27 protein-coding genes, 1 tRNA gene and 1 pseudogene are annotated in these 24,231 nt (G+C 61.5%); 19 read left to right on the top strand and 10 right to left on the bottom strand.

What is annotated here, in order from left to right; all coding sequences use genetic code 11:
- Positions 1 to 387 precede the first annotated feature (387 nt).
- Positions 388 to 687, top strand: a complete 300-nt coding sequence (locus NKJ00_RS14710; protein WP_127297149.1) for a hypothetical protein — start codon at positions 388 to 390, stop codon at positions 685 to 687.
- A 250-nt stretch (positions 688 to 937) separates the two neighbouring features.
- Positions 938 to 1,492, top strand: coding sequence for a methyltransferase domain-containing protein (locus tag NKJ00_RS14705; RefSeq protein WP_352610661.1), 555 nt, complete (start codon positions 938 to 940; stop codon positions 1,490 to 1,492).
- 113 nt (positions 1,493 to 1,605) lie between these two features.
- Here the strand turns inward: NKJ00_RS14705 and NKJ00_RS14700 are convergent, their stop codons facing one another.
- On the bottom strand, positions 1,606 to 1,905 hold the full coding sequence (locus NKJ00_RS14700; RefSeq protein WP_352610662.1) for a hypothetical protein: 300 nt from the start codon (positions 1,903 to 1,905) through the stop codon (positions 1,606 to 1,608).
- A gap of 38 nt (positions 1,906 to 1,943) precedes the next feature.
- Positions 1,944 to 2,162, bottom strand: a complete 219-nt coding sequence (locus tag NKJ00_RS14695) for a hypothetical protein (protein ID WP_352610663.1) — start codon at positions 2,160 to 2,162, stop codon at positions 1,944 to 1,946.
- Positions 2,163 to 2,930: 768 nt separating this feature from the next.
- On the opposite strand from NKJ00_RS14695, the gene NKJ00_RS14690 reads away from it, so the two are divergent.
- On the top strand, positions 2,931 to 3,164 hold the full coding sequence (locus NKJ00_RS14690) for a hypothetical protein (protein ID WP_352552867.1): 234 nt from the start codon (positions 2,931 to 2,933) through the stop codon (positions 3,162 to 3,164).
- A gap of 155 nt (positions 3,165 to 3,319) precedes the next feature.
- On the opposite strand, the gene NKJ00_RS14685 is transcribed toward NKJ00_RS14690, so the two are convergent.
- The 4 genes from NKJ00_RS14685 to phaC all read right to left on the bottom strand — a co-directional run bounded on the left by NKJ00_RS14685 (position 3,320) and on the right by phaC (position 7,529).
- On the bottom strand, positions 3,320 to 3,562 hold the full coding sequence (locus NKJ00_RS14685) for a DUF6894 family protein (RefSeq protein WP_023810468.1): 243 nt from the start codon (positions 3,560 to 3,562) through the stop codon (positions 3,320 to 3,322).
- A gap of 351 nt (positions 3,563 to 3,913) precedes the next feature.
- A tRNA-Glu gene (locus tag NKJ00_RS14680) sits at positions 3,914 to 3,988 on the bottom strand.
- A gap of 241 nt (positions 3,989 to 4,229) precedes the next feature.
- Positions 4,230 to 5,477 (bottom strand): YcbK family protein, encoded by a 1,248-nt coding sequence (locus tag NKJ00_RS14675; RefSeq protein WP_352552870.1) that lies wholly within the window; start codon positions 5,475 to 5,477, stop codon positions 4,230 to 4,232.
- Positions 5,478 to 5,693: 216 nt separating this feature from the next.
- Positions 5,694 to 7,529 (bottom strand): class I poly(R)-hydroxyalkanoic acid synthase, encoded by a 1,836-nt coding sequence (gene phaC / locus NKJ00_RS14670; RefSeq protein WP_352610664.1) that lies wholly within the window; start codon positions 7,527 to 7,529, stop codon positions 5,694 to 5,696.
- Between the two features lie 97 nt (positions 7,530 to 7,626).
- Between phaC and NKJ00_RS14665 the strand changes: the two genes are divergently transcribed.
- From NKJ00_RS14665 to recJ, 8 genes are all read left to right on the top strand, one after another.
- Positions 7,627 to 8,019, top strand: a complete 393-nt coding sequence (locus tag NKJ00_RS14665; protein ID WP_127297171.1) for a hypothetical protein — start codon at positions 7,627 to 7,629, stop codon at positions 8,017 to 8,019.
- 45 nt (positions 8,020 to 8,064) lie between these two features.
- Complete coding sequence (locus NKJ00_RS14660) at positions 8,065 to 9,282, top strand: LL-diaminopimelate aminotransferase (RefSeq protein WP_013531991.1); 1,218 nt, start codon at positions 8,065 to 8,067, stop codon at positions 9,280 to 9,282.
- Positions 9,283 to 9,328: 46 nt separating this feature from the next.
- The gene (locus tag NKJ00_RS14655) at positions 9,329 to 10,642 is read left to right on the top strand and encodes a homoserine dehydrogenase (protein WP_352630192.1); all 1,314 of its coding nucleotides are present in this window, start codon (positions 9,329 to 9,331) and stop codon (positions 10,640 to 10,642) included.
- Between the two features lie 132 nt (positions 10,643 to 10,774).
- Positions 10,775 to 11,131: a hypothetical protein gene (locus NKJ00_RS14650; RefSeq protein ID WP_023810475.1), complete on the top strand. Its 357-nt coding sequence runs from the start codon at positions 10,775 to 10,777 to the stop codon at positions 11,129 to 11,131.
- Positions 11,132 to 11,202: 71 nt separating this feature from the next.
- Positions 11,203 to 11,370 (top strand): Thivi_2564 family membrane protein, encoded by a 168-nt coding sequence (locus tag NKJ00_RS14645; protein WP_023810476.1) that lies wholly within the window; start codon positions 11,203 to 11,205, stop codon positions 11,368 to 11,370.
- Positions 11,371 to 11,572: 202 nt separating this feature from the next.
- Complete coding sequence (gene glpX / locus NKJ00_RS14640) at positions 11,573 to 12,556, top strand: class II fructose-bisphosphatase (RefSeq protein WP_023810477.1); 984 nt, start codon at positions 11,573 to 11,575, stop codon at positions 12,554 to 12,556.
- A 73-nt stretch (positions 12,557 to 12,629) separates the two neighbouring features.
- Complete coding sequence (locus NKJ00_RS14635) at positions 12,630 to 12,863, top strand: DUF6434 domain-containing protein (RefSeq protein ID WP_023810478.1); 234 nt, start codon at positions 12,630 to 12,632, stop codon at positions 12,861 to 12,863.
- Positions 12,864 to 13,043: 180 nt separating this feature from the next.
- Positions 13,044 to 14,828, top strand: coding sequence for a single-stranded-DNA-specific exonuclease RecJ (recJ, locus tag NKJ00_RS14630; RefSeq protein WP_023810479.1), 1,785 nt, complete (start codon positions 13,044 to 13,046; stop codon positions 14,826 to 14,828).
- 7 nt (positions 14,829 to 14,835) lie between these two features.
- Here recJ and NKJ00_RS14625 read toward each other — a convergent pair whose 3' ends face one another.
- The 3 genes from NKJ00_RS14625 to folE all read right to left on the bottom strand — a co-directional run bounded on the left by NKJ00_RS14625 (position 14,836) and on the right by folE (position 17,079).
- Complete coding sequence (locus NKJ00_RS14625) at positions 14,836 to 15,810, bottom strand: patatin family protein (RefSeq protein ID WP_196815316.1); 975 nt, start codon at positions 15,808 to 15,810, stop codon at positions 14,836 to 14,838.
- An 81-nt stretch (positions 15,811 to 15,891) separates the two neighbouring features.
- Entirely contained in the window at positions 15,892 to 16,353 is a 462-nt protein-coding gene (gene hisI, locus NKJ00_RS14620; protein WP_352440229.1) for a phosphoribosyl-AMP cyclohydrolase, read from the bottom strand.
- A gap of 90 nt (positions 16,354 to 16,443) precedes the next feature.
- On the bottom strand, positions 16,444 to 17,079 hold the full coding sequence (gene folE / locus NKJ00_RS14615; protein WP_023810482.1) for a GTP cyclohydrolase I FolE: 636 nt from the start codon (positions 17,077 to 17,079) through the stop codon (positions 16,444 to 16,446).
- 239 nt (positions 17,080 to 17,318) lie between these two features.
- On the opposite strand from folE, the gene NKJ00_RS14610 reads away from it, so the two are divergent.
- Positions 17,319 to 17,756: an iron-sulfur cluster assembly scaffold protein gene (locus tag NKJ00_RS14610; RefSeq protein ID WP_352630189.1), complete on the top strand. Its 438-nt coding sequence runs from the start codon at positions 17,319 to 17,321 to the stop codon at positions 17,754 to 17,756.
- Between the two features lie 18 nt (positions 17,757 to 17,774).
- Here NKJ00_RS14610 and NKJ00_RS14605 read toward each other — a convergent pair whose 3' ends face one another.
- A complete protein-coding gene (locus tag NKJ00_RS14605; RefSeq protein ID WP_352630187.1) occupies positions 17,775 to 18,680 on the bottom strand; it encodes a LysR substrate-binding domain-containing protein in 906 nt (301 codons plus the stop codon).
- A gap of 91 nt (positions 18,681 to 18,771) precedes the next feature.
- Between NKJ00_RS14605 and NKJ00_RS14600 the strand changes: the two genes are divergently transcribed.
- The 7 genes and pseudogenes from NKJ00_RS14600 to NKJ00_RS14570 all read left to right on the top strand — a co-directional run bounded on the left by NKJ00_RS14600 (position 18,772) and on the right by NKJ00_RS14570 (position 24,227).
- Positions 18,772 to 18,930, top strand: a complete 159-nt coding sequence (locus tag NKJ00_RS14600; RefSeq protein ID WP_352630185.1) for a hypothetical protein — start codon at positions 18,772 to 18,774, stop codon at positions 18,928 to 18,930.
- Positions 18,931 to 19,015: 85 nt separating this feature from the next.
- On the top strand, positions 19,016 to 19,390 hold the full coding sequence (gene yidD / locus NKJ00_RS14595; RefSeq protein ID WP_127297163.1) for a membrane protein insertion efficiency factor YidD: 375 nt from the start codon (positions 19,016 to 19,018) through the stop codon (positions 19,388 to 19,390).
- Positions 19,391 to 19,537: 147 nt separating this feature from the next.
- Positions 19,538 to 20,363 (top strand): annotated as a pseudogene (blaOXA, locus tag NKJ00_RS14590) (class D beta-lactamase).
- 174 nt (positions 20,364 to 20,537) lie between these two features.
- Positions 20,538 to 22,514 carry a threonine--tRNA ligase gene (thrS, locus tag NKJ00_RS14585; RefSeq protein WP_352630183.1) on the top strand — a complete coding sequence of 659 codons (1,977 nt, stop codon included), beginning with the start codon at positions 20,538 to 20,540 and terminating at the stop codon, positions 22,512 to 22,514.
- An 86-nt stretch (positions 22,515 to 22,600) separates the two neighbouring features.
- Positions 22,601 to 23,539: a lysophospholipid acyltransferase family protein gene (locus NKJ00_RS14580; RefSeq protein WP_352630181.1), complete on the top strand. Its 939-nt coding sequence runs from the start codon at positions 22,601 to 22,603 to the stop codon at positions 23,537 to 23,539.
- A gap of 108 nt (positions 23,540 to 23,647) precedes the next feature.
- Positions 23,648 to 23,923 (top strand): type II toxin-antitoxin system ParD family antitoxin, encoded by a 276-nt coding sequence (locus NKJ00_RS14575; protein ID WP_023810489.1) that lies wholly within the window; start codon positions 23,648 to 23,650, stop codon positions 23,921 to 23,923.
- Positions 23,913 to 24,227, top strand: a complete 315-nt coding sequence (locus NKJ00_RS14570; RefSeq protein WP_352630179.1) for a type II toxin-antitoxin system RelE/ParE family toxin — start codon at positions 23,913 to 23,915, stop codon at positions 24,225 to 24,227. Before NKJ00_RS14575 ends, NKJ00_RS14570 begins: the two co-directional genes overlap by 11 nt.
- Positions 24,228 to 24,231: the final 4 nt, after the last annotated feature.

Below are 24,231 nucleotides of genomic sequence, written 5' to 3'. Positions count from 1 at the left end.
GAAGTCAGCTGTTTAAAGCCGGGAAACCAGGCAATAAATACGGGCTTACCACCACTGCGGGGCTTTCTCATCATCGCAGTGCCGAGAACCCAACTCGACCGTGCAATTGAAAAGCCCGCCACGGGGGCGACCTGCGGCGGGCTCTTGGAGCGGCTACATCCCTGAGGAATCGACCACTTTGTAGCAGGATTATGACCCGTGTGACCGCGTTAGCCTATGGTGTGATCGCGGAAGACAGGTCTTCGTTGAAGATAACGGCAGAGAGCTTCCCAGTGGCGGGCCATAGGGCAATCCCAGGTGCGGACCTCTGGATTGCCCATTTTTCTTGGAACCGTCGTGCCGCAGCGAAGTTCGGTACCAAAGGGACATTCCGAAATGGAGTTGATCATGAAACAGGTTCTTTTCGCTTCAGCCATTATGGCACTGTCAACTGGCCTCGCATTTGCGCAATCGACCGACACGACCACAGGCGGATCGTCGACCTCGACAACCAAGACCATGCCGAGCACTACGACCGATCAGGGCACGGATTCGACCACCACGAGTGGAACGAACTCGAACTCCGCCAAGGACTGCGCTCCGGGTCAACAAACTGGCAGCGCCAAGCAGGCAGCGCCAGGTCAACAGGATACCGATGCTAACTCGGCTGCTCCTGGCCAGATGAAAAAGACCACGGAAGGCTGCTGACCTTCCGTTGGGACTTTCCTGTCCCAGGTTGATGCATAGCGGTCGATTCTCAGGATGTAGCCACTTTCGAAAAAACCGTCGTGCTGGGCCGGCACGGCGGGTTCGCCTCGCTGAAGGACTTCTGGGAGGTCCAATGAGGATGCGCCTAGACACCCTTTCAGCCGCCATTTATGTTAGACATCTCTAAAGTGCAGATGAGCCGCTCGGCTTTAGAGTGCGCCAAGGGCCTGCATTCGAGCTCTAACTTGTTGTGCTTTTTCATCCGGGGGGACACCAGTATGACAAGCGAACGTCAGCACGAATACGAACTGGGCATTCGGAAAGAGAACTAAAAAGGCTGGCGACGCAGGCGACATTGGTTGACCCGCTGACACGGGATTACCTACGGCGAGCTGGTCTCCGAGCGGGAATGCATGTCCTTGATGTGGGGAGCGGCGCCGGGGATGTCGCCTTTCTCGCGGCAGATGTTGTCGGACCCACAGGTCTTGTCATCGGCTCTGACAGGTCGGCGGAGGCTCTTGACGCTGCTCGGGCGAGAGCCGCGCAACGTGGTTTGGCGAATGTAATCTTTCACCAATGTGATCCTGCCACCTTCACTTTCTGCGTTTCCTTCCACAGTGCTGTCCTCGTCCAATGCATGCGGAACCGGCAGATACGCATTAGCGACAAGCCAATCGCTCACTATGGTTCGGATGAGGTCCGCCCTCGTGAGCCCCATTTCTTCCGCCACGCCCGACAAGGGCTCTTGGACCCTCGGGTCAAGCGCTGGGCCGGTTACGTTTCGGAGCATCAGGGCCGCTCGTAGGAGCATTACCAGAAGGTCCGCGCGGGAAAGGTCGGCGGGCGAGTTCTTTGTTAAAATCGCCCGGCAGCCCCGAAAGAAGTTTTCCAGACCGGTGCGGATTTGTTCCCACCCCACTACTGCTGCTCGGGCATTTCAGTATTTTCCTGAGGGTCTTTTTTCACGCCTGGGCTGGGTGACGTGTCCGCTGGCGCATTACCGCCCTGGTTTTGCTCAGGAGCACGCTTGAACGGTGCTGTCTGCCAAGAGCCGTTCGATAAAGGCGTGAGTACAAAGAATGCTATCAGGCCTAGAAAAAGGACGGCGATAACCGCCACGCCCCACGCCATGAGTCTTCGCGTGCCACGCTGTTCTTGCCTGCGAGATAGATTGTCCACCATTGCTCCGGCCTTTCGTGACGTGGCGCTGGTGAGCAACGCGCCTTCCCGAACTCGGTTCCGCCCGTCGTCCGACATCAGGCTTCGCCTTGAGGCGGCTTCCCGTCGCAGTGACGGTCTGCGGTTTCTGCTTTCTGCTTCGGGGGTGGCGTCTCCGCTCGAATCACTGGTTCCAGGTCGTTGGGAAAATTGGGCGCGTCGACTGGCAGTTTCGGCAGCAAATCTTTTTCGTCCGGTGATAGCGACGGAAGTATCTCTGCCACCTCGGCCAGGATGTCGTTTACGATCCCGTTCATTGCGTGCCTGCTGCGAAAATATCTCCTCTCGAACTTCGCTATTGCATCAAAGTTCCGGCCCCTAAGGATGCGTCGTTCATTCAGTGGCACGGGACGGACCGGTGAATTGGCCACTGTTCGAACCCTGCTGGTGATCTGATTTCCATCCAAGGTTTGGCCCGCTGCCGAACGGTGGGGGCTTTTTGTGTAATAGCGGAACCTGATATATCGAGGGGGGTTGGAAATGGCGGCAGCGTCCCCCGCTGCCGGGCCGAGGCTCCAAGCCCCGGCCGGGTCCGCCTCTGCCCGCCAGTGGGGGCGGACCCACTGGAACACGCTCCGAAAAGGAAGTTTGGATCGCGCTCGGTTCCCCTGGCGGAGCAGAACATCGGAAGGCCGTCACTGCTCCCTCAGGGCGACAAAATTGATGGGAACATTTTAGCAAACTGTAAATTGAAGGTTCTTCTGCAGGAGGCCAAACTGTCCCAGCGGAGCGTCGACAAAGACCGGTTGGAGCGCGCAGACCGTGAGGCAAAGATTGCTAACGCGGCCGAGAGAGAGGCGCGAGATACAAAAACTGCCCGACTTCGAGAACAACGCCTTGCTGCCGAAGCCAAGGCTTCACAAATCAAGAAAGGTCGATCCGGGTGCTAGGTCGCTTTAGCCGCTGATGCTCGCGCTCGATGCTCGGCTGCTTGAACGGGCCGACTACGGTCGCTTGCCAGCCCGATGGCGATGAGGAATATAATCCTTCCGTTGCGGCGATCCCCTCAAACGGAGTTCGCACAAATGGCCCGATCGAAACCTTCCAAGCAGTTATCACAGGTTGAAATCGAGCGCTTTCTGGTGGCAGCGGAAGCGCTGCACCTGAGCATCGTCAAGCCGTTCATATCGCCGCACTGCGACCACTACAGACAGACACGCGTCTTACATGAGGTGCTTTTGAAAGCCGTGCGGGATGTGACCGGAAGGGAAGTCGAGTTCATCCGGTGGAACACTACTGGGCCGGTGCTACCCACTTAAGGCCTGACGTGTCGGTTAGTCCTTCTAGCAGCTTGCGCGACTCTGCGATTGTGCGGCGCGTGTCCGCGATGGCCGAAAGCATGTTGTCTGCCTCAGCGACCGCATGTCGCTGGCGTCGGTGCGCCGCCATAATGAATAGCTCTAAGGCGATGTCCTCATCCATCGGGCAGCTCACGCACCCACTCGAACGTGACCTTCACGGTGAATAGCGGCTTGCTGGTGTGGTCGCGGACACGGATGGCAACTTTCCTGAAAGTTTCCGGCATCTGGTCTTTGGCTATTTCGAGTAACGCTGTTGCTGCCTCATCTTCAGCGGCTTTCCGGCTTTTAAGCTCGGTGCCTTCAGGGTCGGGAAACACTTCGCCATCGTCCGTTAGATCAAAGAAGAAGCGGGCCATATGGCCTTAATTCCTAACCCCGAAAAAGGTTTCCTTGTTGCTACTTGCTGGTTATCCAGTCCACCAAGCCAACTTCGATCTGCTCGCACCCGACATAATCGCGGACCAAGCATGAGGACATTGACGCGCTGCTCTGGTCGTTCCTACCGGAAGAAGTATTGGAAGAGGCGGTCAACGCTTCGGAAGGCGGCGCAGCCTGAACTGTCGCGTTTGGCCCGCTACCTCACGGTGGCGGGCTTTTCTCAGTCACGTTGATTCGGTTTGTGCGCGAACGTCCGCTGAAATTCGCTGCGCTTATTCGACGCTTATGTGACGAATGGGGTACAGATTCGGCTAAGTCGTTGAAAGATCTGGTACGCCCAAGGGGAATCGAACCCCTGTTACCGCCGTGAAAGGGCGGTGTCCTAACCGCTAGACGATGGGCGCGCTCAGACGAAGCGGCTTATACTGGCGTTGTGCGCAACCGGCAACCCGTCAGGTGCCACCTTGGACAACTTTTTTCCGGGCCTGCCAAATCAACGATTTCCCGAAGTTGGCGAGCTTGACGATTAGCGGGGACGCCGCATCGCTCTGCTCCGGAATGATGAAGTTGGGAAGGCTTCGGCCAATCCGATATTCGGGATGCCCAACGGAACGATCTTGGCCGCCAGCCGATCTCAGATCCGCGCTAGCCGTCACCGCCGCTGCGCCGGCGGCAGCGCCAGTTCCAGTCGCGCTCGGGGCCGACGTCGACGTGAACCGATTCTGTGTGGCAGTAGGTGCCGACGCCGCCGCGGCCGGGCATGCTTCTGATGTAGCTCGCCAGTTCCCATTTCGAAACGCCGGGCACCTGGATGTCGGCGGCGGCGCAATACATGTGCAGCGAATTTTTGGCGCCGTTGGCGCGCCGGTTGCGGGCCGGGTCGCGATAGCCTGACGTCACCGTCATCTTGCGGCCGTAGTGGCCTTCGATCGTCTTCAGCACACGCACCAGCGACGGCTTCAGGCAGGCCACGTCGACGCTCTCGTTCTGCTTGAGCAGCCCGTTGGGCGCCAACCGGGCCATGCCGGCGGCTGACGCAACCTGATAGGAGCCGCCGATTGGCCCCTCATCCTCGTTGAGGTCGACGTCGCTTTCGTCATCGAGGCCGGACTTGCGCTTGATCTCGAACAGGGCCGTTTGGCGCACGCCGGGCAGGGCATCGCTGCCAGTGACGTGGCCGGTATCGCCGCCGAGCGAAGCCAGCTGCGCCGGCTTGGCCGTGGAACTGGCCGAGGCAAGCGTGATGATCGGCTTTGCCGCTGGTGGCGCCGCTTTTGCCTGCGCCGGGGGCTGCTCGCCCGTCCGGGCGTTGCTGATGATGGGGGCTGGTGTCGCCGAGGCTGGCGTTGCGCCAAACATCGAGGCGAGGAAGCCTTTCTTCTTTGGTGCTTCGGCCTGCGGCATCTCGCCAGCCGTCACATAGACCGGGTTGTTCATGGCCGGAGCGGAAGCGGGCTTCGGCGCCGCCACATCGCCGTCGACCGCGGCAATCTGCTGGGCGACCGCGTCGGTTTGCTGCGCGGTCTGTGCCTGCTGCGTCAGCGATTGCGGCGTGTTTCCAACGATGGTTTCGGCGCCCGCCGGCGTGATCAGCGGAAAGGCAGCTCCCGGTTTGGACATAGGCACGTAGGCGACTTTTTCAGGCAGCGCCGTATCGCTTGCCGTCATCACCGTCGTCTGCTCGGTCGTGATATCAGACGAATCGGAGGCGATCGCCTTGCCGCTGGAGGCCGCGTTTATGTCCGATGCGGTGGCATTGTAACCGGGCATTCCGACCGACATTGTCGGGTCGCCAGCCGAAGTGCAGGAGGCCAGAAGCAAGGAGCAGAGCGCTGCCACAATGGCGCGGCGTTCTCCCTTTGCGAGGCTCCATCCTGCTGATTTCAAAGTCAAATTCCCCCTCGATGTCCGGTCGGTATATCCTTGGCGCCACACGCATGCGTCGATGCCAGGGTGACCTTTGTCTCCGATCCGGAAACGAGACCTGTGTCAAATCCGCAAGCCTGAAAGTATTTTTGCGGTGATTGCCGAATTACGGCCGCTTGATGGTTGACGACACCATTTCGCCCGCTTTTGGCGGTCCGTCAACTCACCACACATTACAGTCCGTTACACACGTACTTTCACATAGGTGCCGGGAGCATCACCCAAGGTTTTCATATGCTTGCCCGGTTTGCGGGCAGGCACGCGGGTGTTGTCCTTGGCCTCTATCCAGTCTTGCCAGTGCGGCCACCAGGATCCTGGATGGTCGGTGGCATTGGCTATCCACTGGCTGAAGTCGCCCGTCGGCGTACCCCCGGTCCAATACTGGTATTTGTTGGATGCCGGCGGATTGACGACCCCTGCGATATGACCCGACCCGGCCATCACATACTCGACCGCGCCGCCGAAATATTTCGAGCCGAGGAACACCGAAAGCGCCGGCGCGATGTGATCTTCCTTGGAGGCGAGGTTGTAGACCGGGATGGTGATGTCCCCGAGCGAAACCGTGTGGCCCGCCAGTTCCATCGTGCCTTGCGAAAGGTTGTTCTCGAGATAGCAGTTGCGCAGGTAGAAAGAGTGATTGGCCGCCGCCATGCGGGTGGAATCGGCATTCCAGTAGAGCAGGTCGAAGGGCAGGGGATCCTTGCCGCGCATATAGTTGTTGACGACATAGGGCCAGATCAGGTCGCCTGAGCGCAGCATGTTGAAGGCGGTCGCCATCTTGGTGCCGTCGAGATAGCCTTTTTCGCTCATCGACTTTTCCACAGCGGCGACCTGTTCTTCGTCGACGAACACTTTCAGGTCGCCGGCATGGGTGAAGTCGACCTGCGTGGTGAAGAACGTAGCCGATTTTATGCGGTCGTCGCCCTCTTGCGCCATCAGCGCCAGTGCCGCCGCCAAAAGCGTGCCGCCGACGCAATAGCCGATCGCGTTGACGTCGCGTTCGCCGGTGGCCTTCTCGACCGTGTCGAGGCCATATTGCAGACCCTCGCGGATATAGGCTTCCCAGCTCTTGGTGCCGTGGCGCTCGTCCGGATTGATCCAGGAGATGACGAACACGGTGTGGCCCTGTTCAACCGCCCAGCGAATGAAGGACTTCTGCGGGTTCAGATCGAGGATGTAGAATTTGTTGATCCATGGCGGGCAGATCAGCAGGGGCCGCTTGAGCACCATCTCGGTCGCCGGGTCGTACTGGATGATTTCGGCGACGTCGCTGCGGCCGACCACCTTTCCGGGGGTGGTGGCGATGTTCCGGCCGATCTCGAAGGGGGAGTAGTCGGCCTGCCGCAGCTTCAGGTCGCCCTTGCCGGCGGCGATGTCCTCGGCCAGCATCTTCATGCCGCGCACCAGGTTTTCGCCGTTCGAGGCGACGGTTTCACGGAACAGTTCCGGATTGGTCAGGATGAAATTCGACGGCGAGATGGCGTTGGACACCTGCTTGACGTAAAACCCGGCCTTGTGGCGGGTGTGCTCGTCCAGACCTTCGGCGTGCTCGACCAGATCGGCCGCCCAGCGCGAGGTGACGAGATAGGCCTGCTTGAGGAAATCGAAGAAGGCGTTGCGGCCCCATTCCGGGTCGAGGAAGCGCTTGTCCCCGCGCTCCGGCTTGACCGCGTCTTCGGTGTCTTGCGCGGCGTTGCTGGTGCGCTGAATGGCGTTGGCCCAGACCGTCATATAGCCGGAGAACAACCGCGTCTGCGCTTCCAGCGCGCGCTGCGGATCGGCAAGCCAGTATTCGCTGAGCTTGGAAAAGGTCTTCACCATATCGACAACGGGCTCGGCGACATGGTCGCGCACGTCGCCTTTTTCGCGCGGCTCAGCCCAGGCGGAAGCTGCCTTGCCGGCCTGCTCGATCATGCGCGCCATGTTCAGGGCGAAGCGTTCCGGGTCCTTCACCAGATATTGCTCGACGGTCGAAGGCTCGTCATCTTCCGCTTTGCCCGAATCGGGTGTTTTGGACATGGTTGGCGGGGTTCCTCCCGAGGCCTTTTCTTGACATATTAACATGGGACATCCGACCGGGCCAATCTCGCTCTACCTCGGCTGCCAGGGAAACAATATGACGATTAATATTGGCGAGACTGTTTTTTTCGGTGCCGGACGTTTTTGCCGCATCGGCGTGGCGATCGTCCTCATGGGGATTGCCGGGTGCTCGAGCACCAACACGAATGGCCCGACGCCTGTCGCTGCGGGTACGGGGCCGAAGGATACCGGCACCTTTCCGAACCTGAACATCAAGCCGCAAGTGGCGGCGTCGCAGTTCACCGAAGCCGAGAAGAACGCCAAGCTCGCGCAATTGAAGGCGGATGAGAATGCGCAGGCGGCAAAGGGCGGCGGCCCGAAGGTCGCCAACCAGGCGGCGCTGACGGATCTGGCCAAGAAGCATGGCGACGAAACGCTGAAGCAGATCGAAGCCAAATGCGACCCTACCCTCGACCCTACCTGCAAATAAGTATATAGCGCGCGCCCAACACCCCCTTCGCTGTCTGGAACTGCCATGGAAGAATTTCACAAGGTTCGCCGGCTTCCGCCTTACGTGTTCGAGCAGGTCAACCGGCTCAAGGCCAGCGCCCGATCGCGTGGCGCCGACATCATCGACCTCGGCATGGGCAATCCGGACCTGCCGACGCCCAAGGCTATCGTCGACAAATTGTGCGAGGTCGTGCGCGACCCGCGCACGCATCGCTATTCCTCGTCGCGCGGCATTCCGGGCCTGCGTCGCGCCCAGGCCGCCTACTATGGCAGGCGCTTCGGCGTGAAGCTTAACCCCGACACGCAAGTGGTGGCCACGCTTGGCTCGAAGGAAGGCTTCGCAAACATGGCACAGGCGATCACGGCGCCCGGCGACGTGATCCTGTGCCCGAACCCGACCTATCCGATCCATGCCTTCGGCTTCATCATGTCGGGTGGCGTCATCCGCTCGCTGCAGGTGGAGCCGGACGACGGCTTCATCCCGGCGCTCGAGCGCGGGGTCAAGCATTCGATCCCGAAGCCGCTGGCGCTGATCCTCAACTATCCGTCGAACCCGACGGCGCTGGTCGCCTCGCTCGATTTCTACAAGGATGTGGTCGCCTTCGCCAAGAAGAACGACATCATCATCCTGTCCGACCTTGCCTATTCGGAGATCTATTTCGACGGCAATCCGCCGCCTTCGGTGTTGCAGGTGCCTGGCGCGATCGACGTTTGCGTCGAATTCACCTCGATGTCGAAGACCTTCTCGATGCCCGGTTGGCGCATGGGCTTTGCCGTCGGCAACGAGCGGCTGATCTCGGCGCTGACGCGGGTGAAATCCTACCTCGATTACGGCGCCTTCACGCCGATCCAGGTGGCGGCGGCGCACGCGCTCAACGGCGACGGCGCCGACATCGCCGAGGTGCGCGACATCTACCACAAGCGCCGAGACGTGATGGTCGACGCCTTCGGCCGCGCCGGCTGGACCATTCCTGCACCGGCGGCCTCGATGTTTGCCTGGGCGCCGATTCCGGAGCCGTTCAAGCATCTCGGCTCGCTCGAATTCTCCAAGCTGCTCATCGAACATGCCGACGTGGCCGTGGCGCCCGGTGTCGGCTTCGGCGAGCATGGCGACGAATTCGTGCGCGTTGCTCTGGTCGAGAACGAGCACAGGATCCGGCAGGCGGCGCGCAATATCAAGCGCTTCCTGTCGACCAGCGCCAAGCAGCCCAACAATGTCGTGCCGCTCTCCGCTCACCGGTAGCTTGCCGCACGCAAATTCGATCTGACTTTGAGGGACGTCGCCGGACATGGCTGAAGCATTGCGTGTTGGAATTGCCGGCCTCGGCACCGTTGGCGCGTCGGTGGCGCGCGTGCTGCGCGACAAGGCGGTGGAACTGACCCGCCAGTGCGGCCGTGACGTGATCGTCACCGCCGTCTCGGCGCGCAACCAGAAGCGTGATCGCGGCGTCGATCTGAGCTCGGCAAAGTGGTTCGACGATCCGGTCAAGATGGCGCAGACCGCAGAAATCGACGTGTTCGTCGAACTGATCGGCGGCGACGAGGGCCCGGCGCGCTCATCGGTGAAGACGGCACTCGAAGCCGGCCGTCACGTCGTCACCGCCAACAAGGCGCTGCTGGCCAAGCATGGCGTGGCGCTGGCCGAGATCGCCGAGAAAAAGGGTGTTCTGCTCAACTACGAGGCGGCGGTGGCGGGCGGCATTCCCGTCATCAAGACCATGCGCGAGGCGATGGCCGGCAATTCGGTCACCCGCGTGTTCGGCATCCTCAACGGCACCTGCAACTACATCCTGACGCGCATGGAGGCCGAGGGCATCTCGTTCGATGCTTGCCTGAAGGACGCGCAGCGGCTGGGCTATGCCGAAGCCGATCCGACCTTCGACATCGAGGGCCACGACACCGCGCACAAGCTGTCGATCCTGACCAGCCTTGCCTTTGGCACCAGGATCGCCGCCAATGACATCTATATGGAGGGCATCTCCAACATCACCCAGGCCGACATCCGCGCGGCCGCCGATCTTGGCTACCGGATCAAGTTGCTGGGTGTCGCCCAGCGCACCGAGAGCGGCATCGAGCAGCGCGTGCACCCGACCATGGTGCCGACCGCATCGGTCATCGCGCAGGTGCATGGCGTCACCAATGCGGTGGCGATCGAGACCGATATTCTGGGCGAGCTGCTTCTGTCGGGCCCCGGTGCCGGCGGCAACGCCACCGCCTCGGCCGTCATCGGCGACATCGCCGACATCGCCAAGAGCCGGCCAGGCTTCCAGCATGGTCCGGTCTTCGGACGGCCGGCGAAGGAGCTGAAACCCTACAAGAAGGCGCAGATGCGCAGCCATGCCGGCGGCTATTTCATCCGGCTGACCGTGCATGACCGCATCGGCGTGTTCGCGGCAATCGCCAAGCGCATGGCCGATAATGATATTTCATTGGAATCGATCGTTCAGCACGCGGTCAATGGCGAGGCGGCTGCACAGAAGACGGTGATCCTCGTCACCCACGAGACGACCGAGGCCGCTGTGCGCAAGGCCGTCGATGGCATCACCAAGGATGGCCATCTGACCGACAAGCCGCAGGTCATCCGCATCGAGCGGGCAGGGTAGCTTTTGCCCGATAGGCCCTGCGGGACAGGAATCCCGCAGGCATTGAGGTCCGGTCTGGTGGGGACAGCCGCCACACGGGAACGAATTGGTGTCGTCGCCGTTCTCTTGGTCAGCAACCAGAGGAACCGCTTCATGGCCGATGCCAACAAGTCCGACACCCCTAATATCGACGACATCCAGAAGACGCTGGAAAAGCAGATTGCCGATTTGCGCAAGGAGATCACCAAGATCAACAAGAGCATTTCGGCGCGGGGCGCGGAAATGCTCGATGACGCCAGCGAACAGGCGTCCGAGTTGTACGACACGGCCGCGAGCCGCGCTTCGCGTACGGCGCAACAACTGCGCAGCCAGGCTCAGTCCGTCTCGGAAGTAGCGCGCGAAAACCCCGGTACGACGACTGCCCTGGTCGGCGTGATCGGTTTGCTCGGCTTTATGGCCGGTTTCGCCATAGGTCAGTCGACGAACGATACGTCGCGCCGCTGGTATTGACCACGGCGCGATAGGGCCGGGTTTGCCGGCTCGTTTCCTTGTTTCAGCACATCATTTTTAAGGAGGGCACTGTGGCTTCATCCGCCTTGATTAGCATCCTGATCACATTCCTCGTCATCATCCTCGTTCTCTATCTTGTTCAGCGCCTGCCGCTCGACGGCCGGATGAGGCAGATCGTGCAGGTTATCGTCCTCATAATCGGCATCATTTCGCTGCTCAAATATCTTGCGGTTTTCTAGCGCCAAAGAGGTCTAACTTTCGCTTTTCAAGGCCGGCCCGGTTCATTGCGGCCGGCTGGCCTTGTTTCAAAAATGCGATTTAATCGATTGATATTGCTGACTATTCGATAAAATCTTCCGCAGGTCTTGCCGTTGTCATGCTCGTTTGACAAAACAGGCCCGCCTCCGGCGGGGGCCGCATTGCCAACGAGGAAATCACCAGATGAATGTGGCCCAGAACATCGTCGCCGGCCTTGACCGGATACTCACCATGGAACTGGTGCGCGTCACCGAACGAGCCGCCGTCGCGGCCGCCAGGCTGCGCGGGCGCGGCGACGAAAAGGCGGCCGACCAGGTAGCCGTGGATGCCATGCGCCAGGAGCTCAACCGGCTTTCCATCAAGGGCACGGTGGTGATCGGCGAAGGCGAACGGGATGAGGCGCCGATGCTCTACATCGGCGAGGAAGTCGGCACTGGCAAAGGTCCGGCCGTCGATATCGCGCTCGATCCGCTCGAAGGCACGACGATTTGCGCCAAGAACCTGCCCAATGCACTCGCGGTCATCGCAATCGCCGAAAAGGGCAGCCTGCTGTTCGCGCCGGACGTCTACATGGACAAGATCGCCATCGGTCCGGGCTATGCGGACGGCGTCATCGACATCGACGCCTCGGCGGCTGAGAACATCGCCAGCCTCGCTCGGGCCAAGGGCGTCGCTGTATCGGAAATCACCACCTGCATTCTCGACCGGCCGCGCCATGCCAAGCTGATCGATGCCGTGCGCGCCACGGGGGCCGCGATCCGGCTGATCGGCGATGGCGATGTCGCCGGCGTCATCCACACCACGGACCCGGAAGAAACCGGCATCGATATTTATCTGGGCACTGGCGGAGCACCCGAGGGCGTGCTGGCCGCTGCCGCGCTGCGCTGCACCGGCGGCCAGATGCAGGGCAGACTGATCCTCGACACGGCGGAAAAGGTTGCTCGCGCGGCAAAGATGGGTATTTCCAATCCGAAACGGGTCTATCGGACGGAGGACATGGCGCGCGGCGATGTGTTGTTCGCGGCCACCGGTGTCACCGACGGCAACATGCTGGCTGGCGTCAAGTTCGGCCACAATTACATCACCACCCACACGATCGTGCTGCGCTCGTCGTCGCGGACGGTGCGCGAGATCAAGGCCCGCCATCAGGATCTGGATAAGTTCTGACGCTCGCTTGCGAAGCCGCCTTGCAATTGTTAGCCATTCGGGCGCATCCGATGATGGCTGCAGGGATTTGACGATGAAACCGTTCGACTGGCATGCGGATCCGATTTCGCGTGCCACCGCCATCACAAAGTCCTATCGCAACACCCAGAATGTGCGTCGCTTTCTCATCCGGGAATGCGGCAACGCATTCATGTTCGACCGGCCTTTCATGGCCTGGCTCAAGGACGGTGTGGAAAAGACGATGGGCGATGCGGCCGACGAATGGCTTAGGCGACAGGCTGAAAAGCGGAAAGCGCAGTTTTCTTGACCTATTCCGGGACGGCGCACACCCGTGAATCGCATGGCTTTGCCCGCCTTTGGCCTATAGAGCGTCGCGTGAACGTGACGCGCTTGAAATTGTTGCCAATGCGGGTCGTGGCCTCAAAACCGCTGCGCACTTATGGGCGGCATGCATTGTCGTGCGGCCAACGATGAGTTGGCAAAGCGTATGACCGGCGAAAAACGCCTCTTCCTCGATGTCAGGCAGTCGGTATCAGGGGTTTCCTGGGAACATCGGCTGACAGAACGCCAGGACATGATTGCGCTCGCCATCGCGCAAGGCCATGGCGTGCCCGACATCGTCGCGCGGGTGCTTGCCGGCCGTGGTGTCACCGCCGAACAAACCGAGCGGTTTCTCGACCCGACGATCCGCGATCTTCTGCCGGATCCGGCATCGCTGACCGACATGGACAGGGCGGCGGCCCGCATCGCCGCCGCAGTGATGGCCAGGGAAAAGGTGGCGATCTTCGGCGACTATGATGTCGACGGCGCCGCCTCGTCGGCGTTGCTGAAGCGGTTCCTCACGCATTTCTCGGTGCCGTCGGAAATCTACATCCCGGACCGTATTTTCGAGGGCTATGGCCCCAACCCCGACGCCATGCGCGAACTTGTTTCGCGTGGTGCGACACTGATCGTCACTGTCGATTGCGGCACCAACAGCGCCGTTTCCATCGATGCCGCCAACGAGGCCGGGGCCGACGTCGTGGTGCTCGACCACCACCAGGTCGGCGGTGCCTTGCCGGCGGCAATCGCTGTCGTCAATCCCAATCGCGACGACGACCTTTCCGGGCAGGGCCATCTCTGTGCCGCCGGCGTGGTCTTCCTCGCCCTTGTGCAGACGGCCAGGATCCTGCGTAGCCGCATGCCCGATGCTACGCCGCCAGACCTGCTTTCGCTGCTCGATATCGTGGCATTGGCCACTGTTTGTGACGTGGTGCCACTGACCGGCGTCAATCGTGCCTTCGTGGTCAAGGGGCTGCAGATGGCGCGCCAGCAGAAGAATGAAGGGCTGGCGGCACTGGCACGGGTGTCGCGCATCGGCGAGCCGATCAGCACTTTCCATCTGGCCTATCTGATCGGTCCGCGCATCAATGCCGGCGGACGCATCGGCGATGCCGCACTTGGCAGCCGGTTGCTTGCGACCGACGACCCGGTGGAGGCGCGCACCATTGCCGAGACGCTCGACCGGCTCAACCAGGAACGGCAGTTGATGGAGCAGGAGATGCTCGCGGCGGCGCGCGCCGAGGCCGATGCAGAGCTTGCCGGCGGCAATGGCCCGGCTATCGTCGTCACCGCCAGCAACAGCTGGCATCCGGGTATTGTCGGCCTGCTCGCTTCGCGATTGAAGGACCACGCCCGCCGGCCGGCCTTCGCCATCGCCTTCAACACTGTGGGCATCGGCACCGGTTCGGGCCGCTCGGTCTCGGGTTTCGACCTCGGCCGGCTGGTGCGCGAGGCGGCCGTTGCGGGGCTGATCGTCAAGGGCGGCGGCCATGGCATGGCGGCGGGCATCACCGTCGAGCGGGCGAAGCTTGGTGAGCTCAGGGCGTTTTTCGAAGAGCGGGCGGCAGCCGACGTGTTCCGCCTGCAGGGCGAGGAAAGCCTGGCCATAGACGGTGCGCTTGCCGCTGAAGGCGCGACGCTCAGCCTGCTCGATGCGCTGGAGAAGGCCGGACCCTTCGGTGCCGGGCACGCTGCCCCCGTTTTCGCGCTGCCGCGCCACCGACTAGCCGATGCGCGGCCGGTCGGCACCAACCACATCCGCGTGGAGCTGCAATCGGAAAGCGGCGGCCGCATCCAGGCGATCGCCTTTCGCGCCGTCGATACCGCGCTTGGCGAATTTCTGTTCAAGAACCGGGGCAAGACGATCCACGTCGCCGGTTCGCTGTCGGGAAATTACTGGAACGGCAACCGCACCGTGCAGTTTCGCATCACCGATGCGGCGCGTGCGTAGGTTTTGATCAGGCGAGAACGGTCTGCAGCCGGGTCAACTCGCCGATCTGGGCCATCGTCGCCTGATAGCCGATGTTGATCGCCTCGTCGGCGCGGTGGAACTCGGTCAGGCCGATATGGCTGAGCTTCGGCTGCAGCGACATATCGGGCGGGTCGCCGGCAAGCCTGGCACGCGAAATGCGGTCCTGGATGATGTTGAAGGCCTCGACCATGACGCCGGTAATGCCGAGCCGCGTCTGATGCGACTGGTGCTCGGCGTCGACCTTGCCGGGCCTTGGTGCGTCCTTTTCGATGACCAGTTCGCCGGCGCTGTGTTTTATCACCGCGGCACGGCCGAACAGATCATAGTGAAGGTTGACCGCCACGACGAGCGGCTGCTCGTAGGCGCGGCAGACCGAAACCGGTACGGGGTTGACCAGCGCGCCGTCGACCAGCACGCGGCCATTGCAATTCACCGGCTCGAACACGCCGGGAAGCGCATAGGAGGCGCGCATGGCGGTGATCAATGAGCCGCTCGACAGCCAGATTTCGTGGCCGGTGCGGATTTCGGAGGTGACCGCCACGAACGGCTTGGCAAGGTCCTCGAAACGAATGCCGGCCATGTGCTCGCGCAGCCTTGCATCGAGCTTCATGCCGCCGAACAGGCCGCTGCCGCGCAAATTGAGATCGAGCAGGCCGAAGATGCGGCGCTTGGTCAGGCTGCGGGCGAATTCTTCCAGTTCGTCCAGTTTGCCGGCGAGATAGCAGCCGCCGACCAGCGCGCCGATCGAGGTGCCGGCGATCATCGATACTTCGATGCCGGCTTCGTCGAGCGCGCGCAGCACGCCTATATGCGCCCAGCCGCGGGCGCACCCGCCACCTAAGGCGAGCGAAATGCCTGTTTTCTTCTGGGAGTTCGTTTCGGACGCGCCGCCTGACGAGGACAGGCCGTTGGCCTCCCTGACATCTGGTCTGTTACGCAATGACGCCCACTCGAGCATCATGATCTCCCTTGTCCCACGGCTACTATACGAGCGGGCCGTATCGAAATGATGAATCCGTGTGGTCGGTGTCAGGCAGAAGGTTCAAGCTAGTGGTTTCCGATACGTTTTTTCCGCGTCGAACAGCGGCTTGCTGCCGTCGTCGGCAAGCGTCCCCTTGCCATCGATCAGCCCCACCGTCCGATAAAAGCATGAACGCCGGCCAGTGTGACAGGTTGCGTCGTGGCCCAATACTTTGACGCGCAACCATATGGCATCCTGGTCACAATCCGTGAGCATCTCGACGACATGCTGAAAATTGCCTGATGTTTCGCCCTTTTTCCAAAGTGCGTCCCGCGAGCGCGACCAGTAGTGGGCTATGCCGGTCTCCAGTGTCAGTGCCAGTGCTTGCGCATTCATATGCGCAACCATCAACAGCATGCCGTCCGCGGCGTCTGTCACGATGACCGTGACCAGCCCGGCTGCATCGAAGCGCGGCGAAAACACCGCGCCTTCCTCAAGCGCTTTCTTGTCTGACGGAGCTTTTGGAAATTCCAGTGCCGACATCGCCGGTCCATTTTCCTCTTTGACCATGATCTTGTCCGAAAACCGGTCTCCACTTTTCGGGATCATGGTCTGATGGCCGGCGAGGGCCGATCAGACCCCGCCGCCGCGCACCATGGTGACGAAACGGACCTGCTCTTCGGGCGTGTCCTTGAAAACGCCGGTGAAGGTCGAGGTCAGCGTGGTTGAACCCTGCTTGCGGATGCCGCGCATGGCCATGCACATGTGCTCGGCCTCGATCATGACGGCGACGCCGCGCGGATTGAGCACGTCCTGGATGACGCCGGCGATCTGCGCCGTCAGCGCCTCCTGGGTCTGCAGGCGGTGGGCGAAGATATCGACGACGCGGGCGATCTTGGACAGGCCGACAACCTTGCCGTCCGGAAGATAGCCGACATGCGCCTTGCCGATGATCGGCACCATATGGTGCTCGCAATGTGAATGGAATGTTATGTCCTTGACGATGACCAGATCATCGTAGCCGGCGACCTCCTCGAAGGTGCGGCCGAGCTCGTCGGCCGGGCACATGTCGTAGCCACCGAACATTTCGCGGTAGGCCTTTGCCACCCGCTTCGGCGTGTCGACCAGCCCCTCGCGGTCCGGATTGTCGCCGGTCCAGCGCAAAAGCGTGCGCACGGCGGCTTCGACTTCGGCTTCGCTCGGCCGGTCGGTGACCGGCTTTTCCATATAGGCTGACTGTGGCATAAGCTTCTTGATGACGGCATCCATAAAGGCGTCTCCCGTAGTCCCTCTCGGCGGAGGAACGAGTTGAACGGACCACGACCTTTCGGTGTCGGAAACTCGCCCTGTTTCCAGCCCCGTAAGCGGCGTGAACTTCCCGGCAAGGACATTGGCTTTCGTCTTCTTGTCGATACCGGACTGCCACCATTATATAAGGTCATAGCGAGCGAAAGGAAGACACGACAGCGGCAATCGCTGTTCGCTTGGCGGCGACGGATTGGAAAATAATGATAAACGAGGTCTACAACGCGAAAATTCTCGGTTTTGCCGGGAACATTGGCCGCATCGGCCGGCTCGATCATCCTGACGCAACCGCCAAGGCGCACTCCAAGCTATGCGGTTCCACGGTCACCGTCGACCTCAAGATGCAAGACGGCGTGGTCACGGACTTTGCCCATGATGTGAAGGCCTGCGCGCTCGGCCAGGCGTCGTCATCGATCATGGCGCAACATGTCGTCGGCGCGAGCGCCGAGGAATTGCGCGCGGTGCGCGACACCATGCTGAAGATGCTCAAGGAAAATGGCGCCCCGCCGGACGGTCGCTTCGCGGACCTCAGATATCTGGAGCCGGTGCGCGATTACAAGGCCCGTCATGCCTCGACCATGCTGACTTTCGACGCCGTGGTCGACGCCATCGGCCAGATCGAGAAGCGCGCCGAAGCCTGAGGGCCGGCAACCGACCGTTTACAATGCACGTCTGCTTTCGGCAAATTCGCCGCGTACCCAGTCCGCGAACGCGGCGGCCGGCTCCGACAGATCGCGCAAGCTTCTGGCCACCAGCCAATAGGCGCCGGATGCGACGTCGATGTCGAACGGCTTGACCAGCGCGCCGGACGCGACTTCTCCGCCGATCTGCAAGAGATCGCCCAGTGCAACGCCATGTCCGAGCAAGGCGGCCTGCTTTGAAAGCGACGCATCCGCCAGCATCGGCCCGCGCGCCGGCACGGCGTCGGCGGGCACGCCGGCCGCTTCGAACCAGCGCGCCCAGCCCTGGCGGTTCTCCTCGTGCAAAAGCGTGTAGCGACCAAGATCGATCGGCCTCTCGAGGGCGGGGCCCGAGGCAAGCAGCGCCGGCGACAGAACAGGTGAGTCGACTGTCGAAGCAAGTTGCTCGGCTTCGCTGCGCGGCCACGCGGTGGCATGTGCGCTGAAGCGCAAAGCAAGCTCCGGCTGATCGCTGCGGAACTCGATCAGCCTTGGATCGACCTCGAGCGAGATGTCGATGTCAGGCCGCAATTGGCGAAACCGGTTGAGCCGTGGCACCAGCCACACGGATGCAAGCGACGGCTCGACACTGACACGGACCACGGACTGCGCCGGTGTCGCCACCAGTTCTCCAAGCAAGGTATCGATAGCGTCGAAACTTCTGACAAGCTGATCCAGCAGACGCCGTCCGGTGTCGGTCAGTTCGACACGGCGATGGTGACGTTCGAACAAGGGTTGGCGCAGGAAGATTTCGAGTTCCCGGATCTGCCGGCTGATCGCCGCCTGTGAGACGAAAAGCTCCTCGGCGGCCCGGCTGAAGCTCAGATGCCGGCCCGCCGCCTCGAAGCTCCTCAATGCCGTCAGCGGCAGGCGCCCACGCTTCATTTCGCATAACCCAGGATTATCCGAAGTGGAAATTATACTCGTTTGAAGGCGAAGGCCAGCGGCCGTCTAATCGCATCAAAGGAGACCGACCATGATCCAGTTGCTGAGCATCTTTGGCGATGTCATGCGGATCGCAACGTTTCAATGGCGTGACAGAAGACAGCATGAAAAGCGTTACGAAGAGCCGACCAGTCGTGGCCGGTGGGTGGCTTCGGCTGACTGGCAGCCGTTTCGTCGTTTCCATCCTTGACGGTGGGGCCATGCAGGGCGCGGGGATTGCGTTCTCCAGTAGAAGCCCACATCTATCGCGGGGGAACAGCGAAACGGAGACTGTGGTGCGCGACCAGCATGGGCATGCGCATATCGCCCGGCCGCCGAAACGCGGCCGTAACTGGCCCGGTCCATGGCGCAAGACGCCGGGCCGTCTCCTCGGCACGTCGCTCGTGCGCCTCTACCAGCTGACATTGTCGGGCTTTGTCGGCAATTCCTGCCGGCATCTGCCGACCTGTTCGGAATATGCCCATGAGGCGATCGCCCGCCATGGCCTGTGGGCGGGCGGTTGGATGGGATTTTTCCGGGTGCTGCGCTGCGGGCCATTCGGCACGCATGGCATAGACCTCGTGCCGGAGGTGCTGGAGGATCGTTATGTCTGGTTCACGCCATGGCGGTACTGGCGGATCGGCAGCAAGCGCGGCGAAGCGCAGGGGTGATCGCGTCAGTCAGGTCCCGCCGGCTCTGCCCGTTTACGATCCGGTAGGGTTAACAACAGCCTGCACAAAGACTGCGCATTTGAGACAAAATCGAGACAAGAGACCTCGCTAAGCCGCTCCCGAACCCCCTTCTGGAGCGAGCAGAAAATGCGCAATTTCGACCGTCTTCCCTTCATCTTTGCCGGGATACTGTTCCTGCTCGCCTGGCTGCTGGGATTTCCGCTGCGCGCGCAATCGGCGCCGCTGGGGGACGTGCAGTGCACGGTGATCGCCGATGCGGCGAGCGGCAAGGCTCTACCAGGACGGGGTGTGCGACGAGCGGTTCAGCCCGGCTTCGACGTTCAAGGTGCCGTTGTCGCTGATCGGCTATGACAGCGGGATCCTGAGCGACGAGCACACGCCGAGCTGGGATTACAAGCCTGAATTCAACGCGGTGAAGCGGGATCAGAAGACCGTCGATCCGGTGGTCTGGGAGCGGGATTCGATCCTGTGGTTTTCCCGGGAAATCACCCGCCGGCTTGGGTCTGAGAGTTTTGCCGGTTATGTCTCGAAATTCGACTACGGCAACGCCGATGTTTCCGGCAATCCCGGCAAGAATGATGGTTTGACCAAGTCCTGGGTGAATTCCTCGCTCAAGATCACGCCGGTCGAGCAGGTCGAATTCCTGCGCAAGCTGCTGGCCCGCAAGCTGCCTGTCTCGGCCAGGGCTTACGACATGACATCAGCCATCATCCCGACCTTCCAGGCCGGAGGCTGGACGGTGCAAGGCAAGACCGGAAGCACCAGGCTGCGCAACGATGTCGACAAGGTTCAGGACAAGCGTTCGCTCGGCTGGTTCGTCGGCTGGGCGCAAAAGGATGGCCGCCAGATCGTCTTTGCGCGGCTTGTCGTCGACACCAACCGCACCGACATGCCCAAGGGCCTCAAGACCCGGGCCGCGTTCCTGAAGGACCTGCCGCTCCTCATCAAATGAACGCTGAATTTGAGCCGGGCTTTACGGAGGCGGAATCTGTCCATAAAAGACAGCCGCTGCCGGACGCATCCGGCTTTTCCCTATGCATGTCGTAACCCAAAACCGCCATACACTTTTGGGCGACATGGATTTCAACCACCCGCGCTCGTTTGCGGGACTGGATAGGAGATATATATGCTGAATTCCGTTTCCCTGACATTTCCCGATGGCTCCGTCCGCGAATACGACGCGGCGATGACCGGTGCTGGCCTCGCCGAATCGATCTCGAAATCGCTGGCCAAGAAGGCGGTCGCCTATGCGATCGACGGCACCGTTCGCGATCTCAGCGATCCGCTCGGCAAGTCCGGCAAGGTCGAGATCGTCACCCGCGACGACCCGCGCGCGCTGGAGCTGATCCGCCACGACGCGGCCCATGTGCTGGCGGAAGCCGTGCAGGAATTGTGGCCGGGAACGCAGGTGACCATCGGGCCGGTGATCGAGAACGGGTTCTACTACGACTTCGCCCGTAACGAGCCGTTCACGCCTGACGATTTTCCGGTGATCGAGAAGAAGATGCGCGAGATCATCGCGCGCAACAAGCCGTTCACCAGGGAAGTCTGGTCGCGCGACAGGGCGAAAAAAGTCTTTGCCGACAAGGGCGAGCGCTACAAGCTGGAGCTGATCGACGCCATTCCTGAGGATCAGAATCTCAAGATCTATGCGCAGGGCGACTGGTTCGACCTCTGCCGTGGCCCGCACATGGCCTCGACCGGGCAGATCGGCAATGCCTTCAAACTCATGAAGGTGGCCGGCGCCTATTGGCGCGGGGATTCGAACAACCCGATGCTGACCCGCATCTACGGCACGGCCTGGGCCGACCAGGCGCAGCTCGAAGCCTACCAGATGATGCTGGAGGAGGCCGAGAAGCGCGACCATAGGAAGATCGGCCGCGAGATGGACCTGTTCCATTTCCAGGAAGAGGGACCGGGCGTCGTCTTCTGGCATGCCAAGGGCTGGAAGATGTTCCAGAACTTGGTCAACTACATGCGCCGCCGCCTCGACGAGCAGGGCTATAAGGAGGTCAACGCGCCGCAGGTGCTCGACAAGAGCCTGTGGGAGACGTCAGGCCATTGGGGCTGGTATCGCGACGCCATGTTCAAGGTGACGGTCGCCGGCGACGACACCGATGACGACCGGGTCTTCGCGTTGAAGCCGATGAACTGTCCGGGCCATGTGCAGATTTTCAAGCATGGGTTGAAGTCCTATCGCGATCTACCCGTGAAGCTTGCGGAATTCGGCAATGTGCATCGCTACGAGCCGTCGGGCGCGCTGCACGGGCTGATGCGTGTGCGCGGCTTCACGCAGGACGATGCGCACATCTTCTGCACCGAGGAGCAGCTGGCCGCGGAGTGCCTGCGCATCAACGACCTGATCCTGTCGACCTATGCTGATTTCGGTTTTGACGAAATCAGCGTCAAGCTTTCGACGCGGCCCGACAAACGCGTCGGCACCGACGAAGCCTGGGATCACGCCGAAGCAATCATGGGCAGCGTGCTGGAGACGATCAGGACACGATCCGGCAATCGCATCAAGACCTCGATCAATCCGGGCGAAGGCGCCTTCTACGGACCGAAATTCGAATATGTGCTCAAGGATGCTATCGGCCGCGAATGGCAGTGCGGCACGACGCAGGTCGACTTCAACCTGCCGGAACGGTTCGGCGCCTTCTATATCGGCTCCGATTCCGAGAAGAAGCAGCCTGTGATGGTGCACCGCGCCATCTGCGGTTCGATGGAGCGCTTCCTCGGCATCCTGATCGAGAACTATTCCGGCCATTTCCCGCTGTGGTTCGCGCCGCTGCAGGTGGTGGTGGCGACGATCACCTCGGATGCCGACGGCTATGCGACCGAAGTGGTGGCAAAGCTGAAGGCCGCCGGGCTGTTGGCGGAAGCGGATTTGCGCAACGAGAAGATCAACTACAAGGTCCGCGAACACTCGCTGGCCAAGGTTCCGGTCATCCTCGTCTGCGGCAAGCGCGAGGCGGAAGAGCAGACGGTCAACATGCGCCGGCTGGGCTCACGCGACCAGGAATCGCTTGGCCTTGACCAGGCGATCGCGCAATTGACCGAAGAAGCCGTCACGCCCGACCGCAGGCGCAAACGCGCTGCCTGATCGGCATAGTTTTTCGGCCAAATGGCGGTGGAGCGATCCACCGCCATTTTCATATCCTTGTCACGCCGACCTTGTAACGAACCCCTATGCTCAAGCTGAAATCGCGCGAACGACCCTTTCCCGAGCTTTCCTATGCCAATCCGCGCCAGCCGGCGCTGACGCGCTGGTTCATCCATTCGATCGAAGGCCTGTCGGGCCGCGACCGCTACACCGCGCTTTACGATTTTTGGCGCCGTCAGGTCGTGCCGACCGGCGAGCGTGTGTTCAGCCGCATGCTCGACCTGATCGACGTCCGCGTGCGGACGGCAGATCAGTGGCCGCCAGCGCAATTGCCTGATACGCCGCTGGTGATCGTCGCCAATCATCCGTTCGGCATCGGTGACGGCATTGCCGTGCTGTCGCTGGCCGAGCAGCTCGGACGGCCGTTCCGGGTGATGATCCACAAGGACCTGCTCAAGATCCGCGAGATGGAGCCCTACTCGCTGCCGATCGACTTTTCCGAGACCAAGGACGCGCTGAAGAACAACATGGCCGTGCGCCATGAAGCGGTGCGGCTGCTGAAGGAGGGCGTCACCATCGTGGTGTTTCCGGCCGGCGGTGTCGCCACCGCGCCAAAAGGTTTTGGCCGGGCGCGCGACCTGCCGTGGAAGATGTTTCCGGCCCGTCTCGTCCAGGAGGCCAAAGCGTCGGTCATCCCGATGCATTTTTCCGGGCAGAACGGCAGGCTGTTCCATCTGGTCAGCGGGCCGATGAACATGGCAGAGCGCGACGGCCGGGTGGCGAAATTCGTCGGCAAGGCCTCGCTGACGCTGCGTACGTCGCTGCTCATCCACGAATTCGCGCGGCTATCGGGCAAGGCGATCGACGTCCGCGTCGGCGATGTGCTGAACTGGAGCGAGCTGGAGCCATTGCGCGACCGCAAGGCATTGCTCGACCGGCTTTATCGCGGCGTGTTCGACCTTGCGCCAGTCGTGAGGCGCCGCCGGATTCCGTTCCTGCCGGCGCGGACCAAGCTGGCTGCTTGAGGCAACAAACGTCCGGCTCACGAGGGGCCGAGACTCGACCGTCCGTTCAGAAAATAGTATGACAATGTAACGTTGCGGTGCTATAAGGAGGCAAGAAACGAACTTGCCATGAGAACCAGCAAACCAATCACCGTGACCCTCGGCCGCCAGCAGAGCAGCGTCGACGCACGTCTGGCCTCGGGCGCCTACGATTCCGCCAGCGAAGTCATGCGCGCGGCGCTACGCGCCCTCGATCGCGAGGAGCAGATCATCACCGCTGTTATGCACGCCAAGGTCCAGGAAGCCCTTGACGACCCGCGTCCGGACATCCCGGCAGAAGACGTCTTCAAAGCGTTGCGCGCCCATCATGCGGACCGCATGAAGGCCTCTAAGCGTGACGCATAAGGTCGTCTTCAGGCCAGCGGCTCAAGCCGACCTCTTCGCCATCTACAATTACATCGAAAACGACAGCGGGAATCGGCGTGCCGGCGACTATGTCAACCGCATAGAGGCCGCGTGTATGGCGCTGTCCACCTTCCCGGAGCGCGGGACCGTGCGCGACGCTGTTGGCCCCAGCGTCCGCATCGTCGGTTTTGAACGCCGCGTATCTATCGTTTTCCGGGTCAACGGTGACACCGTGGTCATCCTGCGTGTGCTCTACGGCGGACAGGATTATCCGGCCAGTTCAGAGGATGAAGCAGACACCTGATTCC

Origin of the sequence: Mesorhizobium sp. M0227 (genome assembly GCF_040321855.1) — a bacterium.
Lineage (GTDB): Bacteria > Pseudomonadota > Alphaproteobacteria > Rhizobiales > Rhizobiaceae > Mesorhizobium.
Note: the sequence above shows the minus strand (reverse complement) of the source record. Positions and strands in the feature narration are given on the sequence as shown.

Bases quoted from the DNA above. Each gene is read 5' to 3' on its own strand.
- phaC (WP_352610664.1), bottom strand. From the start codon at position 7,529: ATGTCCAAAACACCCGATTCGGGCAAAGCGGAAGATGACGAGCCTTCG.
- NKJ00_RS14610 (WP_352630189.1), top strand. From the start codon at position 17,319: ATGATAAACGAGGTCTACAACGCGAAAATTCTCGGTTTTGCCGGGAAC.
- NKJ00_RS14605 (WP_352630187.1), bottom strand. From the start codon at position 18,680: ATGAAGCGTGGGCGCCTGCCGCTGACGGCATTGAGGAGCTTCGAGGCG.
- hisI (WP_352440229.1), bottom strand. From the start codon at position 16,353: ATGTCGGCACTGGAATTTCCAAAAGCTCCGTCAGACAAGAAAGCGCTT.
- NKJ00_RS14650 (WP_023810475.1), top strand. From the start codon at position 10,775: ATGGCCGATGCCAACAAGTCCGACACCCCTAATATCGACGACATCCAG.
- NKJ00_RS14685 (WP_023810468.1), bottom strand. From the start codon at position 3,562: ATGGCCCGCTTCTTCTTTGATCTAACGGACGATGGCGAAGTGTTTCCC.
- NKJ00_RS14710 (WP_127297149.1), top strand. From the start codon at position 388: ATGAAACAGGTTCTTTTCGCTTCAGCCATTATGGCACTGTCAACTGGC.
- NKJ00_RS14625 (WP_196815316.1), bottom strand. From the start codon at position 15,810: ATGATGCTCGAGTGGGCGTCATTGCGTAACAGACCAGATGTCAGGGAG.
- NKJ00_RS14600 (WP_352630185.1), top strand. From the start codon at position 18,772: ATGATCCAGTTGCTGAGCATCTTTGGCGATGTCATGCGGATCGCAACG.
- NKJ00_RS14580 (WP_352630181.1), top strand. From the start codon at position 22,601: ATGCTCAAGCTGAAATCGCGCGAACGACCCTTTCCCGAGCTTTCCTAT.
- NKJ00_RS14690 (WP_352552867.1), top strand. From the start codon at position 2,931: ATGGCCCGATCGAAACCTTCCAAGCAGTTATCACAGGTTGAAATCGAG.
- thrS (WP_352630183.1), top strand. From the start codon at position 20,538: ATGCTGAATTCCGTTTCCCTGACATTTCCCGATGGCTCCGTCCGCGAA.
- NKJ00_RS14695 (WP_352610663.1), bottom strand. From the start codon at position 2,162: ATGAACGGGATCGTAAACGACATCCTGGCCGAGGTGGCAGAGATACTT.
- folE (WP_023810482.1), bottom strand. From the start codon at position 17,079: ATGGATGCCGTCATCAAGAAGCTTATGCCACAGTCAGCCTATATGGAA.
- NKJ00_RS14665 (WP_127297171.1), top strand. From the start codon at position 7,627: ATGACGATTAATATTGGCGAGACTGTTTTTTTCGGTGCCGGACGTTTT.
- glpX (WP_023810477.1), top strand. From the start codon at position 11,573: ATGAATGTGGCCCAGAACATCGTCGCCGGCCTTGACCGGATACTCACC.
- NKJ00_RS14655 (WP_352630192.1), top strand. From the start codon at position 9,329: ATGGCTGAAGCATTGCGTGTTGGAATTGCCGGCCTCGGCACCGTTGGC.
- NKJ00_RS14635 (WP_023810478.1), top strand. From the start codon at position 12,630: ATGAAACCGTTCGACTGGCATGCGGATCCGATTTCGCGTGCCACCGCC.
- recJ (WP_023810479.1), top strand. From the start codon at position 13,044: ATGACCGGCGAAAAACGCCTCTTCCTCGATGTCAGGCAGTCGGTATCA.
- NKJ00_RS14575 (WP_023810489.1), top strand. From the start codon at position 23,648: ATGAGAACCAGCAAACCAATCACCGTGACCCTCGGCCGCCAGCAGAGC.
- NKJ00_RS14660 (WP_013531991.1), top strand. From the start codon at position 8,065: ATGGAAGAATTTCACAAGGTTCGCCGGCTTCCGCCTTACGTGTTCGAG.